This window comes from Radiobacillus sp. PE A8.2 (assembly GCF_045635475.1).
Taxonomy (GTDB): Bacteria; Bacillota; Bacilli; order Bacillales; family Amphibacillaceae; genus JBJGXI01.
In genome coordinates this window covers 32,872-48,649 of the sequence record NZ_JBJGXI010000041.1, presented here as the reverse complement: position 1 = coordinate 48,649, position 15,778 = coordinate 32,872, and the positions used below count along the sequence as shown (strand labels likewise).

Below are 15,778 nucleotides of genomic sequence, written 5' to 3'. Positions count from 1 at the left end.
AAAAAAATATACAACATGAAATTTCAGCTATATCAACCCCTGAACTCCTTTCCAAATAAACATATAAGGAGGTAAAAGCCAACAAAGCTAGAGCAATTCATCTTGGAGGTGTGGCACATATCTACACTATACAAATTTCCTTTTTGAAAACCAAAAGAAACTATTGTACAATCTCTAAAGTGTCCACAAATTAAATATTAAACTGTGTAACCTTAAGAATATGGCTTGAGGGTCTCTACTAGAAACCTTAAGATCCTGATTACAGAAAATGAATCGGCAATTATTCGTTGTTTGTAATCAGAATTTTTTTGTGCTTTCCTTCCGAGAAGGTTGAATCCAAACCGGAAAATGCGGGCTAGTAAAATTTTACGATTCCACGTCTTTAGCACAATCGATATCGTTAGCGTGTGCTACTTCATTTTCGGAATTGCAGCAGTTGGCGGCGGGGCTTTAGGTGGTACACTTTCCGATTGGATTGGTACGAAGAAGAGCATTTTGATGGTGATCATCGCCTTTGTAGTTGTGCTCGGAATCTTGCCGTTCACTACATTTTCGCTTGTGCTGTTTATCCCAGTGATGATCATCTGGGCTGCGCTAAGTTGGGCATTAGCTCCACCGCAGCAAAGCTTTTTGATTCAAGCCGCACCAGCCACCTCGGATATCCAGCAGAGCTTTAACAATTCAGCACTGCAAGTTGGGATTGCCGTAGGTTCTGCGATGGGCGGAATCGCTTTGGAACAAACCGGCACCGTGGCGCAAATGCCATGGGTTGGGAGTATCGTTACCGTAATTGCTTTACTATGTGCCGTATATTCTTTATCTAAAACGAAGAGTAGAAGACAAAACAGTTCGTTACAGGAACACAAGGACGGCTCGCATAGCCGTCAAGCTAAGCACAACACTTTAAAATAGTGGAATCTTTTGCTATCCTTCCTTGATAAATTCACCAAGAAAGGATGATTTTTCATGATTTCACGTAAAGACATTCGTCCGTTTGCAGAAGCTATTTATTCTACAATCTCTAAATCAGCGTTGCGTCAATTTGCTAGAGATACTAAGTTTGTTCAACGAAAAGGCAAGCTAAAGCCTGAAGATTTTCTCGTGCTTTGCTCTCTTTCAGCTGATTCCGTAAGTGATGAAAGTTTACATGAGCTTTGTGGCACACTTTCTCTTCAATCGAAAACATCTCTTTCCAAGCAGGCACTAGATAGTCGTTTTAATGATAATGCGACAGCGTTTCTGAAAGAGATTTTCTTTCAATTATTATCTAAACAAGACTGGTTTGTTGCTCCTATTGATGAGAATCGCATGTTCTCACGGATAAGGATTATGGATGCCACGTCTTTTCAATTACCGGATCACCTTACAAATTATCTTGGTACTAATGGCTCTGGTGTGAAGGTGCAGCTTGAATATGAATGGTATCAAGGCCGATTTCTTCATACTTCTGTGCATCACGGAAAGGCTAGTGATCGAAAAGCCGCGCTTGATGTAGAACCATCTCTCCGACCAGAAGATCTATGTTTAAGAGATCTTGGTTACTATTCAGCGGAGAATCTAAAGAAAATTGATAAGCAAGGAGCGTCTTATATTAGTCGGATACCAACGAATACAAAACTATGGTTATGGGATACACACCGCGGATGGCTGCCAGTTGATCCGATGCAAGACGCGGAAAATATATCCCCTGGTGAGACTGTTGATTATGGATTTATTCGTGTAGTGATTACCCACGAACCAGCTTAGATACCAGAGTTGTGGTTCAAAAACTAACCGAGGAACAATGTAAACGTCGAGATGCATTTCTACAAAAAAAGAAGCAGAAAGGGAAACCAACCCAATCTGCTTCACAAAGAAATGCTATCCAAATTCTTGTCACCAATGTAACACAAGAATACTTAGAACCGCAAGAGCTTTACCCATTATATTCGTTACGCTGGCAAGTGGAAATTCTGTTTAAAACATGGAAATCATTATTTGAAATTGATCACGTTCGAACGATGAAACAGGAACGTTTTGAATGTCATCTGTATGGGACTTTAATCCGTATTCTTTTATCTTCTATGATGGCTTTTCAATGTCGTTATCTCCTCTATCAAAAACACGCCATAGAGGGTAGTGAATATAAAGGAATACAACAGGCGAAACAATCACTACCATTCATGGCGCGCGCCATTTCAAAGGGGATTACATCGATAATTGAAGTAATCAAAACCGTCTATGAAAACGTCTGTCGACACGGAAAGAAAGAACATAGAAGCAAACATATTAGTCCTTTTGACATTCTTAACCTCTCCTATGAAGAAACGTTCTCTGGGTGATAGGTTTTTTAAAAGCTTCTCTTGACACCTTGTCCGAGGACTAACCACTTATTGGAAATTTTTTCAATATAAAGATTTAGAAAGAGCTAACGCGTTTGTATTAGAGTGTTCTGTTTCTTAGCTTGACGGCTATGAGGACGGCTCGCCTATCCCATACGTCAAGGGGCTATGAAGATAAGTTTCCGAGTGGAGGGCCAAATCTTTGGCGCTTAAGGTATTACAGATCATGTTTATCCTAGATTGGCGTATCGCTGGTCTAGGATGTTTTTGAGTTAATTGGGGTCTCCATTTATATGAGCTTAGTCTATTATGCTATTAATAAGGAATATACAAGAACAATAGATTGCTATTGCAAATAAATTGGGACGGAAGAACCGTCCCTACTGTCTCAAATATCAAAATAGCGTTCTGCATTATAATAACAAATATTTTTCACATACGTTTCTAGCAGGTTCATATCTTTTGGTACTTTTCCTTGTTCTACCCATGTTCCTAATAGGTTACACAGAATTCTGCGGAAGTACTCATGTCGTGAGAATGATAGAAAACTTCTGGAGTCTGTTAACATGCCGATGAAGTTACTAATCAGACCTGTACTGGCTAATGTTTTCATTTGGTCTTCCATGCCGTCAATATGGTCGTTGTACCACCAGGCTGTACCAAATTGGACTTTTCCAGGAATTTCATGATTTTGGTAGTTTCCTGCCATTGCAGCTAACACGTTATTATCTCTGGAGTTTAGTGAATAAAGGACGGTTTTAGGTAAATTTCCATTCATCTCTAACGCATCCAAAAATTTAGCTAGCGGTTCTGCTAGCAGACGATCACCAATAGAGTCAAACCCGCTGTCCGGGCCAATTTGACGGAACATACGCGTATTGTTATTGCGAAGTGGGTTAATGTGTAATTGCATAACCCAGCCCTTTGCTGCATATAGCTTTCCTAAAAATACTAACGTATACGTACGATACTGGTTTACCTCTTTCTCAGATAATGGTTCACCCTTTAGTCGTTTTTCGAAAATAGTTGTGACTTCTTCCTTCGTTGCCTCTTCAAAGTACATAACATTAATTCCATGATCAGAACTGCGGCAACCTAATTCATCGAACACGTCTATCCGCTTCGTTAGTGCATCCAATAAAGCTTGGTAATTCGTAATCGTACTGTCTTCTGCTTGTTCTAGCTTTGCTATCCATGCTAGAAAATCAGTTGCATCAATATTTAATCCTTTATCCGGCCGGAAAGAAGGAGATACCTTGCTTCCGAAATCCGCTTTCGCCAACGCAGCATGATATTCTAAAGTGTCAGTCGGATCGTCAGTTGTTCCAACAAACACCACATTATCTTTTTTAAGAATGGAACGCACCGATAAGTCAGGCGTTGCGAGCTTACGATTGGCTTCTTCCCATATGGCAGGTGCCGTCTCCTCGTTCAAAAGCTCATCAATTCCGAAGTATCTCTGAAGCTCCAAGTGTGTCCAGTGATATAGCGGGTTTCCGAATGTATTGGGAACGGTTTTCGCCCAAGCTAGAAATTTCTCATAATCACTCTTGTCTCCAGTGATATAATCCTCACTAATCCCATTGGCCCTCATCGCTCTCCATTTGTAATGGTCTCCTGCAAGCCAAATTTCTGCGATATTAGTATAATTTTTGTTTTCTAGTATCTCTTTTTGATTCAGGTGATTATGATAGTCTATGATTGGTAGATTTTTTGCAACGTGATGATATAAATGCTTTGCAACATCATTATACAAGAGAAAATCATCTGTAATAAATTTTTCCATTCTGCTCTCCCCTACCTCGCGTATTATTATTTTCTAGAAATATTTAATTTGTTCGTCAAACAAACTAATTTCTTATTTAAAGGATACTTGCATTTGCTTTATTATTCAAGTGGAAAATCCTTTGTGGCAAGTTTAATGTTTATTCTCTACTTAATGGTTTACACATCAACCTCTACCACTCCTTTCTCTAAGGGCTGACGCCAAACTTCATCTTCCTTTAACATCTTAATCATGTCGAAAAATTGTCTGGGTTATAAAACACTTGCATTCTTGTACCTATATACATTTTGATCTTTTCCTTGAAAATCCACTTCCAAAATAACTTAATTAACTAGCACAAATTTCTGTGCTTTTAGAATTTCATTTCTTTTTGGACCTTCATTGATAGATCCGATATTACGGACGAGTTTAGTAAAGATCTCCTTCATATAAGCCTCTAACTGGTAAATTGATTCTGCTTTTATAATAAGATTATCTGAAACAGATACAGAATAATTAGATTCAAAATTCAGAAGAGAATTAAACTTTAGCTTAATGTCAAAGATGACTTTTATTACCCACTCCCGAACATTATTTGGGACAAATTTATTATCTTGGATAATACTTTATCCATTTTTCAACGTAAGCAGTCACCGCATAAATATCTTTTTGAATGATTAATGTTTTAAATTCTTGGACGCTTCCATATAGGATGTTAGAATATCGCTCTCAGAAGAATGAAGTTGCTTTCTACTAGCAACTTAGGCATTCTCCATGTAAAATCGCTGTTCTTTTGTATCAATAAGTTTTATTAACTCACTTCTCGTTTGATCAGGAAATTCTCCACTTCTTCCTATTATTTAAGTAATAGAGTCAATTTTATAATTACCTTATACAGCTATCCTCATCCATATATAGTTCGGATACGATTTGATCCGACTATATATGGATGCAGATAGCTAAAATTCAGTATTATGGAATTGACTAAATAGACACTTTTAAAGATTCTTTCAAATGAAACTGAATGTCCTTAAGAAGTTTCTGTAATTCAGAAAACTGTTGAGCCTCTGATTTATGGGATAGTGGATAAAAAAACAAATAACTTAGATTCTTCATAAAAGATACTTAAGGCAAAGCGGATATCTGCAATCCATATCTTCCACACCTAAAGACATTTTTCTATTACAATGGCTTGCTCTTGTGCTTGCAGACATAATTCAGCTGCCTTAAACGCATGAGCTTGAGTCATTGCATGTTCTGTTCGATGTAAACAATCTTTTATTAACTCTCCGAAGAAGGGAAAACCAACTTGCTCTGCTAATTCATAATGCTTTTCTCCGTCTTTATTTACTAGAAATAAATGATCCCCAGATTGTTGTCTCGCCACATCGACATACTTACGAATCTCAATCGTTCCTTCTGTACCAATAATAAAAGTGCGTCCGTCTCCCCATGTGCTCAATCCATCAGGCGTGAACCAATCTACACGAAAATATTGTGTAGCTCCATTATTACCAACAAGCGTTGCGTCGCCGTAGTCTTCTAATTGTGGATAATCTGGATTATTGTAATTCGCTACTTTACTATGTAGAATTTTTGCATCCTCACATCCTGCATAGTATAAAAATTGTTCAATCTGGTGACTACCTATATCACATAAAATCCCGCCGTATTGTGCTTTGTTAAAGAACCAACCTGGCCGGCTCGAAGCATTCAACCGATGCGGTCCAAAACCTGTTACTTGAATGACACGACCAATCGCACCTTGTTTAATTAGATCTCCCGCAAACACCGCTCCCTCTACATGCAGCCGCTCACTAAAATAGACCATATACTTTTGTCCTGTTTCTTTGACCACACGCTTTGTTTCCTCTAGTTGATTCATGGTTGTAAAAGGAGTTTTGTCTGTAAAATAATCCTTCTGCGCTTTCAACACTTTGTTTCCTAGTGCACTTCGCTCAGAAGGTATTGCTGCAGCAGCCACTAGTTTTATTGACGGGTCTGTTAATACTTGTTCTAATGATTCTGCAGCTTTAGCTTCTGGAAATTTCTCAATAAAATCGCTAACTTTTTTTGGATCTGGATCATAAACCCACTTTATTGTCGCACCTGCTTCAACCAAACCGTTACACATACCAAAAATATGTCCATGGTCAAGTGCGACAGCAGCAATTGGAAACTGCCCCTTCTCGACAACGGGATTCGGCTTTCCCTTCGGCGCATAATTCATTCCGTCTTTGCTCACCTAAACACCTCCACATAGATTAAGAAATAAGAAAAGTTCTAGAGCGCCGTATAGAAACGCAGCGACTGAAGCGAATCGATTAATAAAGGAATCATGCCCCCGCAAAGGGGGGATGTCGACGTTGGACGACAAGTCCGCTTTTAGTCGACTTTCCATAAAACTTGAATCAATGATGACTTATCGCAGGGCGATTCGTGAAGTCGCGTAGTTTCTGGCGCTCAGAGCTAGACACTTGTACACATTTATATACCTTCTTATCTTTCGAAAAAAATACAATCTAAAACCAATCTGAATAACCTAACTTACGTAAATTTTTCGCCGATGTATCAAGACACTCAAACGGATCAATCCCATACGTATCATCCTGCTCGACCAAGAAATATTTGGCACCACTCTCTAGACCTGCCTGAATGACTCCATTAATATCAAGATTTCCTTCGCCTACCTCCGCAAACTCTATCAAATTGATAAACTTCTTAGAAAACACACTTTTATCTTCAAAATCCTTCTCTGTTATATCTAGTTTACCAATACGATAGTCTTTTAAATGCAATAGCGATATACGATCTTTGTACTGTTTAATAACTTCGATAGGATTTTCACCAGCACGTTGGATCCAGTGCACATCTAACTCGAATCCTAACTTAGTTGTATGGTTTTTGATTAAATCTAACAAATATTCTCCATCATATTTCTGGAATTCTATATGATGGGTGTGATAGTAAAGCTCAATATCATAATCCGCTAAACGATGTGCCATTTGTTCTGCACGATCGATAAAGCCCATAACACTATCCTTCTCACCGATGACCGTCATCGGCAACATTCCGATGCGGAGGAAATTACATTTCAATGTTTTACAATCATTAACGATCTTATCAAAATCATTACTAAGAGTTTCTCCAGGTGCACCAGGCATTGCCGGTTCTAACGCAGCTGACATTGCCGCTATTTTAATACCAAAGTCTTCACTAGCTCTTTTGATTTCTGCTACATTTTCTGGTGTCATCGGAATTTGTGATACCTCAACTGCACGATAACCTAAATTATAAATCCGTTTCAGTGTTTCATAGGCACCTAGTTCAGCAACTTTTTCTTTTAACATCATCATTTGAACACCAATTTTACCTTTTTCCATTCTATTACCTCCACTCTACTAATGATTTTTGTGCAGATGATCGATAAATAGCATCGATCATCTGCATTGTTATTTGACCCTCTTTTACGTGCACATAATTCTGTTTATCATTTATAATACATTGATAAAATTGATCAATTATTTTCGTATGACTGGCACCATAATAAAATTTGGAGCCATCTAGTCTTGAGTCCTCCACAATTTTTTCCTTATTTCCAGTCTCATTGACAGTTGTTAGAATGTTATCTTTTATCGTAAGTTTACCTTTCTCTAATACTACTTGGAATTCAACACTCGAATTTATAGCATTCGTCGTCGTAGCAAAAAACAATCCTGTTGCACCACTTTGAAACCGAATGTGGGCAACAGCTGTATCTTCTACTTCGTGCCCATTTTCTATTAAATTGTCTACTGTACCTCTAATCGACGAAATGTTACCACCAATCAGTTGCATGTAATCAAGTGTATGAATAGATTGATTGATCATCACTCCACCACCAGCTTCGTTCATCTTACCGCGCCACGGCTTCATATCATAATAAGATTTAGGTCGGCACCAAGTCACTATTCCCTTTATACCTAGCACCTCGCCATACGCGCCACTAGCTATCAGTTCCTGTAGTTTAAGAAACGTTTCATTTAATCGATTTTGAAAGGAAACACCAATCTTAATGTCTTTATTTTTCTGTTCTAGCTCAACTAAAGACAACCCATCCTTCACAGAACTTGCAATAGGTTTTTCGAGAAGGACATGCGCCCCACTCTCCACACACGCCTTTGCAACCGGATAATGTAGATGATGTGGTAAACAGATGTGAACACAATCTAAAGATTCCATTTTTAACATCGTTTTATAATCTGAGTAGAAAGTGGTTTGGTCAACAGTGTCCTTTAATGATTTATCAATATCACACACCGCAACTAATTTTGCGTTTATATTATTTTGAATAGCGGGAATATGGACCTTTGATACGTCTCCAAGTCCAATTATTGCTATTTTAAGCATATTGCCAATCCCTTCCGTTTAGCGCTTAGATCGATTATTTTACAGCTGTATTTCTTTCTTCTTCGACCTTTTTCATTAGTTCTTGATAATATACTTCTTCATCAATTGGCAATTCTACTTCCTTTCCTAGCCAGCTAGAAAGATGAATAGCATTTGCTAAGGATACTCCATTAATTCCATCACTACCTGGAGCTAAGATCGCTTCACCATGGATCAAGCTATTAGCAAAGTTCTGCAACACGTTAATATGCTGTTCACCCCAAGCGCTTTCAAACTCTAATACCTCTTCATTATAAATACCTTCAGTTCCTTTACCAGTAACAATTTCATTTACTTCTTGCATGCTCATCGTTGCGCTCATTTCAGCTTCAGGTTTGTGTAACCGTTTAATCGTTACTTTCTTGCTATCCTCAACGACAATTTTTCCATTATCCCCTAAAATCTCAAACCGATCAGTACCAATGACGTCATGTGTACAAGTAATAAATACCCCTGTTGCACCATTTCCATAGTCAAGTAACACAGTCACTTCATCTTCCACAGGAATATTACGTTGATAACCATATTTCACATTCGAATAAACTTTTTTCGGCATTCCACAAATCCATTGCAGTAAATCGATCTGATGTGGCGCTTGATTAACAAGTACCCCACCACCTTCACCTTCCCAAGTAGCTCTCCACGCACTTTGTTCATAATAACCTTGAGGTCTCCACCAGGACGTGATAATCCAGTTAGTACGGCGGATATTTCCAATATCTCCACTATCAACAATTTCTTTAACTTTTTGATACAATTTATTAGTACGTTGATTAAACATAATTCCAAATAAAACGTCCGGTTTCGTTGCAGCAAAATCATTTAACTCTTTTACTTGTTTGGTATAGACGCCTGCTGGTTTTTCAATCAACGCATGAATATCTCTTTTTATGGATCCAATTCCCATTTCGGGGTGCAAGTAGTGAGGCACACATGTAACGATCGCATCTACATTGCCACTTTCTAACATATCGGTGTAGTTATTGAAAAATGGAACATTAGGGTATTGTTGCTTAGCCGCTTCCTGCTTTTCCTCTTCAATGTCACAAATCGCTCCAATTTCCATTCCCTTTACTTTTCCATTTGCGATAAAATCAGCATAATTTCCACCTTGCACGCCAAAACCAATGATTCCTAGCCTTACTTTTTCCATGTTTATCTCTCCTTACCAAAAATTTGTATTCGTAAATTACGATATTCTTTAGCAGTAACGCCCACTTTTTCTCGAAAATAACGACTAAAATGTGAAACGCTTTCAAATCCGCATTCAAAGGCTATGTCCTTCAAGCTTTTTTTAGGTTCCATCTCAAGTAAATATTTCACTTGGGTTAAACGGCATCCCATCACATATTCCATTACCGTAAACCCTGTCATCTCTTTATACACGTGGGAGACATAGGATTTACTTAAATTTAGTGCGTTTGCAATTTTATCCAACGTTAATTTCTGCATATAATTGTCTTTAATGAATGTCGCAATATTTTCGACATGATCTGTCTTGTCACTTCGATTTTCTATTTTCATAGAATCCTTTTGTCCTAGTTGATAAACAATAATTAAAGCCTGGATCAGCAACACTTTAAGCTCCATCTCGATTAAATGGTCATTTTTATTATCCTTTCTTTTTAATTCTGTTAAACGCGCAAAAATTTTCTCTAATCTTTTAGAATCCGAATTACCATTGGTGCGAATTAAACATTGATGTAGTTTTTGAAATGGTTCCAGTAAATACATACTACCTAGCTCTTCAAGCGTACTTTTGATCCAATATGGCGAAAAATGAACAACGCTTCGAACATAAGGATCATTTGGATTTACATTTGGTTTATGCAACTCTAAACCATCCATAAGCATAATATCACCAGGCTGTAAGTCATAAATCTTATTCTGAATTAAATAGCGACAAGATCCCTCATGAAAAAAGTAAATCTCATATTCTTGGTGGGAATGATACTCGAAGTCTCTATGTCCTTGCATTCGATAATTAGCTAATAAGCTCTCGTTCATAATTACCATTTCCTTTACGTAACTGATTTTATTTTATATCACACAATAAGTAAATTCATTAACCAATATTGTCTATTTTACACCAAAAATTATCTGAAAATGCTTTTTTTAGAACATTTTAAGGTAATTTGGTTAGTGCTTTTCAGAGAAATCCGAAAGTTTTTTGCACGAATCCGGTCCTCACGTATGTTATGTCTATGCTCCGATGCTCCGATCCTCTTTTCCTAGCTTCATCCAATCTTCTCGGTGCTAAAAAAGGAACTTTTTGAACACGCACTATAAATGTAAATTTTTAACTTGAAATATACTTTGTCGAATTGAGTAAGTAAAAACTGAATTATCCTATTATGCGAACACAGTTATCTGGATATACGCATGTCTGATTTAGCTTACTTTGTGTCGTTTACATTGCATTTGTAACCAAACCTTAATATGTGAAAAAGTTTCATTTGATACTATAGCGTGTATATAATACCCAAGCCTTACAAAAAGGAGGTATCTTAGGGACAGTCCATACCATGTTCCAAACTTGATACACAGCTACCAAACAAGCAGATATAATAGCCCACCTCACGGCAGCACGTCCAATTTATTAGTATTTTGTTTTCACAAAATTAAAACAAGGAGTTGACTAAGATGAGTAACACTTACTCAAATATTTTAGTAGCTTTTGACGGTTCAGAAGGAAGTGTGAATGCTTTGAAAGAGGCAGAAAAAATAGGACAACTTAGTAAGGCTTGTTTATCAATTGTATATGTTCAAAATCGCAAACCTACGAATGAAGTTCAAGATGCTCCGGTGTATGGTGTAACAGCACCTGTGATCAGTATGATGAATCAATCCTATGCACATACAGGCACGTTCCCTGTGGAAAATAATTTGAATGAATTTGATCAAGCAGCAGAAAAAATCATCACGATTGCTAAAGCAAAACTGACAGGTAGCTTAATTGATGTAGAAACTGACATATTAATGGGTACACCAGCAAAGGAAATATGCAGCTTCGCTGAACAACAAATGGTCGACCTTATCGTCATTGGCCAACGCGGGCGAAGTGAAATAAAAAAGTTAGTCATGGGAAGCGTTAGTAATAAAGTTGCCAATCAAGCAAACTGTCCAGTATTAGTAGTTAAATAGACGAGAGAGGGATGAGCCTAATCCCTCTCCTATTTCTGTATTTGGGATACTGTCACTTCTCGTATTATTTTTTCATAAAACTTCATATTTCTACTAGCTTTAATTGCTTAACATACTGTTTTTTATGGCTGACAGATACCGCATGCATGAATTAAGTAAAATAGTTTTTTTAGCCCTTTTGCTAATGCTGAATCATGGAGCGACCCTGTCCGATATTTCCACAAACTACCAGAATGAATTTCAGCCTCAATTTATTTTGTTGTGGAAAAATTTCTCTTTTGTCCATGGATAGGGGTATACTTACTCCCCCCTAATCCTTTTTGCTAAGTGGTCAGGTAGTAGGGTATGTGCATGTCATTTCACCTCCACCAATTCTAATATATATCCACCTTAGCATTAGTTCTACAGCACTATTATATAAAATACTAGAAATATAATTTGAAAAATATAGTCCATCATTTCGAAATTTAGTAAATACACCAACTATAGTGGTATAAGAATTACCGATACATCAGGTTTGGCAGTAGTGAATGGTCTACCACCTTCTAAGATAACCTTCTCCAAAATAATATTAACAACGTAAAATCAAATGTATGCGATTCCCCATTCGTTAATTCTACTTAAATTGATGGGCAGAATCGCGAGGCGCCCACCAAAAAGGGAACTAGTTTGTCTTAATAATGATCCGTTTTTTGTCTGGAACATTTAAGTTTTTATTTGTAGCTAAATCCACCGCTCGGGATTTGTTTCACACATAAACTGCCCCTTATAAACAAAGTTACAAAGGGGCAGTAATCCAGCTACTTCATATTAATCTAAACGTCGCTAAAAAAAGAATTACGTATACATACACCCCCACTTACCGATACAACGGTCCATAAGCTTCACAAGCTCTAAAATCAGCACCAGTAGGATCTGATGCACCAAAGGCACTCCAGGAATTCGGTCGGAAAATGCGCGCTTCTTCTACGTTGTGCATGGAAACTGGAATTCGTAACATCGAAGCAAGTGTAATAAGGTCATGACCGATGTGCCCATAACTAAAGGCACAATGGTTGGAACCCCAATTATACATAACAGCGTACACATCTTTGAATGCGCCGCTGCCTGTTAGCTTAGGCGCAAACCAAGTTGCTGGCCATGTCGGGTCGGTCCTGTCTAATAGTGTTTTGTGCACATCATCTGGTAACTCTACCGTATACCCTTCTGCTAGTTGCAGCACTGGGCCTAGTCCTTTTACAAGATTAATTCTAGCCATGGTAACTGGCATACCTGCTTTGGTTAACATTTGGGAAGAAAAGCCGCCACCTCTAAAGAAATCAACAGCAGGGCACCATTTTGTCTGCTCTATACAGCGATCAACTTCCTCATCCGTAATTTCCCAGAATGGCTTCATTGCCGGTTCACCCTCCACGCGTTGTTCACCTGTGCCGTCAAGGGCAGCAGCACCTGAATTTTGCAGTAGGATTAGTCCGTTCTCGGCGCGGCCCTGCAGTTTATGATTTGTCACGCGTTCAACTGCCTCCGGGCTCCAATATGTTTTCACGTCGGCAAAAATCTGCGCAGCATGCGTTAATAAATGGCCAAATAGCATCGTAACCGCATTTAAACTGTCATTCTCTGTAGCGAAAATAAAAGGCTCACGTTTTCCATTCCAATCAAATGAGGAGGATAAGATCGCTTCCATAAAATCGCCGTTTGGCATAAAATCCGTCCATGCTCGTTGTCCTTGGAACCCGGCAGCAATAGCGTTATGACCTAATGCTTCTTCACCGAATCCAATTTCAGCACGCTTTGAATTTCCGATCATCATATCTTTTCCGATCAAAGCCATTTTCACAACCGTTTCCCAATCTTGTGCTTTTTGTTCTCCTGATCTTTGCAACTCAGGCGCGTTAATATCTTGACCTTCTTTACAGTTTTCCTTTACCCATGCCAATGCTAGTTCGAATTCCTGTTGGTCATAGATACCTAGCTCTAATCTACGAATGATCTCACTCATGTCTACATATTCGTTGCGCATGCCTAAGTAGTTCTGGAACAACTCTTCGTCCACCATACTACCAGCGATCCCCATCGATACATAACCGAGGGAGAGATATGATTTGCCTCGAATTGCACTTACAGCAAGTGCTGACTTGGTGAATTGTAGTAATTTTTGTTGCACATCAGCTGGGATCGAAGTGTCAGTAATATCCTGCACATCATGCCCGTAAATACTGTATACAGGAAGACCCTTTTGATTATGAGCAGATACTGCAGCCGCTAAATAAACAGCTCCAGGTCTCTCTGTTCCGTTAAACCCCCAAATCGCCTTTATCGTATGCGGATCCTGATCAATCGTTTCGGTTGGGTAACACCAAGAAGGCGTAACCGTGATCGTAATGTCAACGCCTTGTTCTTTGAATTTTTGCTGCGCTTGGGACGCTTCTACTACACCGCCAATACATGTGTCTGCGACAACGCATTCCACTGGGTTTCCATTACTGTATTTCATCTTTTCTGTCAAAAATGAGGCAACCGCATTAGCCATGTTCATCGTGATGTCTTCGAGTGACTCTCTAATGCCACCGCGTCTTCCGTCAACTGTCGGTCGTATCCCGATTTTCGGTAGTTTCCCATGAAGTCTAGTATTCTTGCTCATAAACGAAACCTCCAATATATTAATCAAGTTTTTCACCTGTTTATTTTGTTCTTCCGATCGTTTTCATATATTGCGCTGCTAAATCTTCTCGTCCTGCCTCGTTGAGGAGTTTGTACCATTGATCTTCCTTTATATATTTAAAGGGACCTGTTTCAATAACTTTTGCTAGAGGATCTGGTTTTTCAAATGGTTGTCCGACTTGCTCGTGTAACCATGTTAAAAGTAGATGATTTAGTTTTTCAACTACATCTTGCCTTTCTGGAGCCAGATTGTTTGTCATAAACGGATCATTTTTCATGTCATATAATGCTACTGGTTCTAGTGGCACTACACCTGGATGGTATGTGCGCATCAATAACCAGTCATCGGTTCTTACGGAACGTCCTACACTATATAACCCGTGATCCCAGACTAAATAATCACGCGATGTATAGTCTTCACCTCGAATTACGCTGGCGAATGACTTTCCGTCCCATCCGTCAGGCACATCAATCCCTAATAGATCAACTAATGAAGCAATTAGGTCAACGTTATATACGAGATCATCGCGCTCGGTATTTTTCATTACGCTTCCTGGCCATTTAATGATCATCGGAATATTATGAACTGCTTCATCAGCACAAACATGGTCGCCATACACAGCATGCTCGCCCATCGCTTCACCGTGATCGGCGCTAATGATAATCGCTGTATCTTCCATTACACCAAGCTTCTCCAGCGTTGCAAATAATCTGCCGAGTTGATCATCCATGAACCGGATTGCACCATCATATGCATCAACGAACTGTTTGAAATCAGCTCTGTTTCGGATATGATCTGGCAAGTATGAAAAAGGACTTTTGTTAGCTCCAGGGAATAACATTTGCGCACCATACGGCGCGTAGCTGTCTTGTTGGTTTTCGATCGCTGCTTCATCTGGCCACGCCGGAGCTTCATCATTTTTGAAAGTATCTAGATATTCAGCCGGTAACGTATATTGACGGTGAGGATCCCAGAGTTGCATGTGTAGGAAATAATCATCTTCTGTACCATTTTCCTCAAGCCAAGGAATAACCGCATCCATTACTTCATCTGCGTTTTCGTCTCCTTTTTTAGTTGTGTGTGTGTGCACTTCGTTCCATCCAGCCATAAACCAAAATGTATCATGGCGATCTGCGAACGAAGAGAAGGTTGCTAATTTGTATCCATTTTCTCTTAGCAACCGCGTGAACATAGGTCTGTCCGGATCGCTCGTATAGCGAAATTCACTTCCCGGTCCCCAATGTGTGACGACTCCGTGATGAATACCAAATAAACCACTTGCGAATGAAGCCCTTGACGGCGCACAAGGAGAACTTGCGCAATAGGCTCTAGAAAAGCGAACACCTTGTTCAGCGATTTTATCCATATTCGGTGTTGTATTACGGTGATAGCCATGGATTCCAAAATGTTTCGGTCTCATCGAATCAATATCAATATAAATTACACGCAAAAAAA

Annotated in this window: 11 protein-coding genes, 1 pseudogene and 1 riboswitch; of the genes and pseudogenes, 4 read left to right on the top strand and 8 right to left on the bottom strand. The window is 38.9% G+C overall.

Going from position 1 to position 15,778, the window contains the following annotated elements:
- Nucleotides 1-182 precede the first annotated feature (182 nt).
- Nucleotides 183-282, top strand: a riboswitch (purine riboswitch).
- A 117-nt stretch (nucleotides 283-399) separates the two neighbouring features.
- The 3 genes and pseudogenes from ACI6MV_RS18860 to ACI6MV_RS18850 form a co-directional block, all read left to right on the top strand.
- Nucleotides 400-912: pseudogene (locus tag ACI6MV_RS18860) on the top strand (MFS transporter); the annotation flags it as partial.
- Between the two features lie 54 nt (nucleotides 913-966).
- Nucleotides 967-1,746 carry an IS4 family transposase gene (locus tag ACI6MV_RS18855; RefSeq protein WP_407271870.1) on the top strand — a complete coding sequence of 260 codons (780 nt, stop codon included), beginning with the start codon at nucleotides 967-969 and terminating at the stop codon, nucleotides 1,744-1,746.
- A gap of 11 nt (nucleotides 1,747-1,757) precedes the next feature.
- Nucleotides 1,758-2,321: a transposase gene (locus tag ACI6MV_RS18850; RefSeq protein ID WP_407271869.1), complete on the top strand. Its 564-nt coding sequence runs from the start codon at nucleotides 1,758-1,760 to the stop codon at nucleotides 2,319-2,321.
- Between the two features lie 388 nt (nucleotides 2,322-2,709).
- Here ACI6MV_RS18850 and uxaC read toward each other — a convergent pair whose 3' ends face one another.
- From uxaC to ACI6MV_RS18820, 6 genes are all read right to left on the bottom strand, one after another.
- Nucleotides 2,710-4,107 (bottom strand): glucuronate isomerase, encoded by a 1,398-nt coding sequence (gene uxaC / locus ACI6MV_RS18845; RefSeq protein WP_407271868.1) that lies wholly within the window; start codon nucleotides 4,105-4,107, stop codon nucleotides 2,710-2,712.
- 1,144 nt (nucleotides 4,108-5,251) lie between these two features.
- Nucleotides 5,252-6,331 (bottom strand): Gfo/Idh/MocA family protein, encoded by a 1,080-nt coding sequence (locus ACI6MV_RS18840; RefSeq protein WP_407271867.1) that lies wholly within the window; start codon nucleotides 6,329-6,331, stop codon nucleotides 5,252-5,254.
- 277 nt (nucleotides 6,332-6,608) lie between these two features.
- Complete coding sequence (locus tag ACI6MV_RS18835) at nucleotides 6,609-7,469, bottom strand: sugar phosphate isomerase/epimerase family protein (protein WP_407271866.1); 861 nt, start codon at nucleotides 7,467-7,469, stop codon at nucleotides 6,609-6,611.
- Between the two features lie 4 nt (nucleotides 7,470-7,473).
- Nucleotides 7,474-8,475, bottom strand: a complete 1,002-nt coding sequence (locus ACI6MV_RS18830) for a Gfo/Idh/MocA family protein (RefSeq protein WP_407271865.1) — start codon at nucleotides 8,473-8,475, stop codon at nucleotides 7,474-7,476.
- Between the two features lie 34 nt (nucleotides 8,476-8,509).
- Nucleotides 8,510-9,667: a Gfo/Idh/MocA family protein gene (locus ACI6MV_RS18825; protein WP_407271864.1), complete on the bottom strand. Its 1,158-nt coding sequence runs from the start codon at nucleotides 9,665-9,667 to the stop codon at nucleotides 8,510-8,512.
- A gap of 2 nt (nucleotides 9,668-9,669) precedes the next feature.
- On the bottom strand, nucleotides 9,670-10,521 hold the full coding sequence (locus ACI6MV_RS18820; protein ID WP_407271863.1) for a helix-turn-helix transcriptional regulator: 852 nt from the start codon (nucleotides 10,519-10,521) through the stop codon (nucleotides 9,670-9,672).
- A 636-nt stretch (nucleotides 10,522-11,157) separates the two neighbouring features.
- Here ACI6MV_RS18820 and ACI6MV_RS18815 point away from each other — a divergent pair.
- Complete coding sequence (locus tag ACI6MV_RS18815; RefSeq protein WP_407271862.1) at nucleotides 11,158-11,658, top strand: universal stress protein; 501 nt, start codon at nucleotides 11,158-11,160, stop codon at nucleotides 11,656-11,658.
- A gap of 859 nt (nucleotides 11,659-12,517) precedes the next feature.
- Here ACI6MV_RS18815 and ACI6MV_RS18810 read toward each other — a convergent pair.
- The gene (locus ACI6MV_RS18810) at nucleotides 12,518-14,302 is read right to left on the bottom strand and encodes an L-fucose isomerase (protein WP_407271861.1); all 1,785 of its coding nucleotides are present in this window, start codon (nucleotides 14,300-14,302) and stop codon (nucleotides 12,518-12,520) included.
- Between the two features lie 40 nt (nucleotides 14,303-14,342).
- Entirely contained in the window at nucleotides 14,343-15,773 is a 1,431-nt protein-coding gene (locus ACI6MV_RS18805) for a sulfatase family protein (RefSeq protein ID WP_407271860.1), read from the bottom strand.
- Between the last annotated feature and the right edge of the window lie 5 nt (nucleotides 15,774-15,778).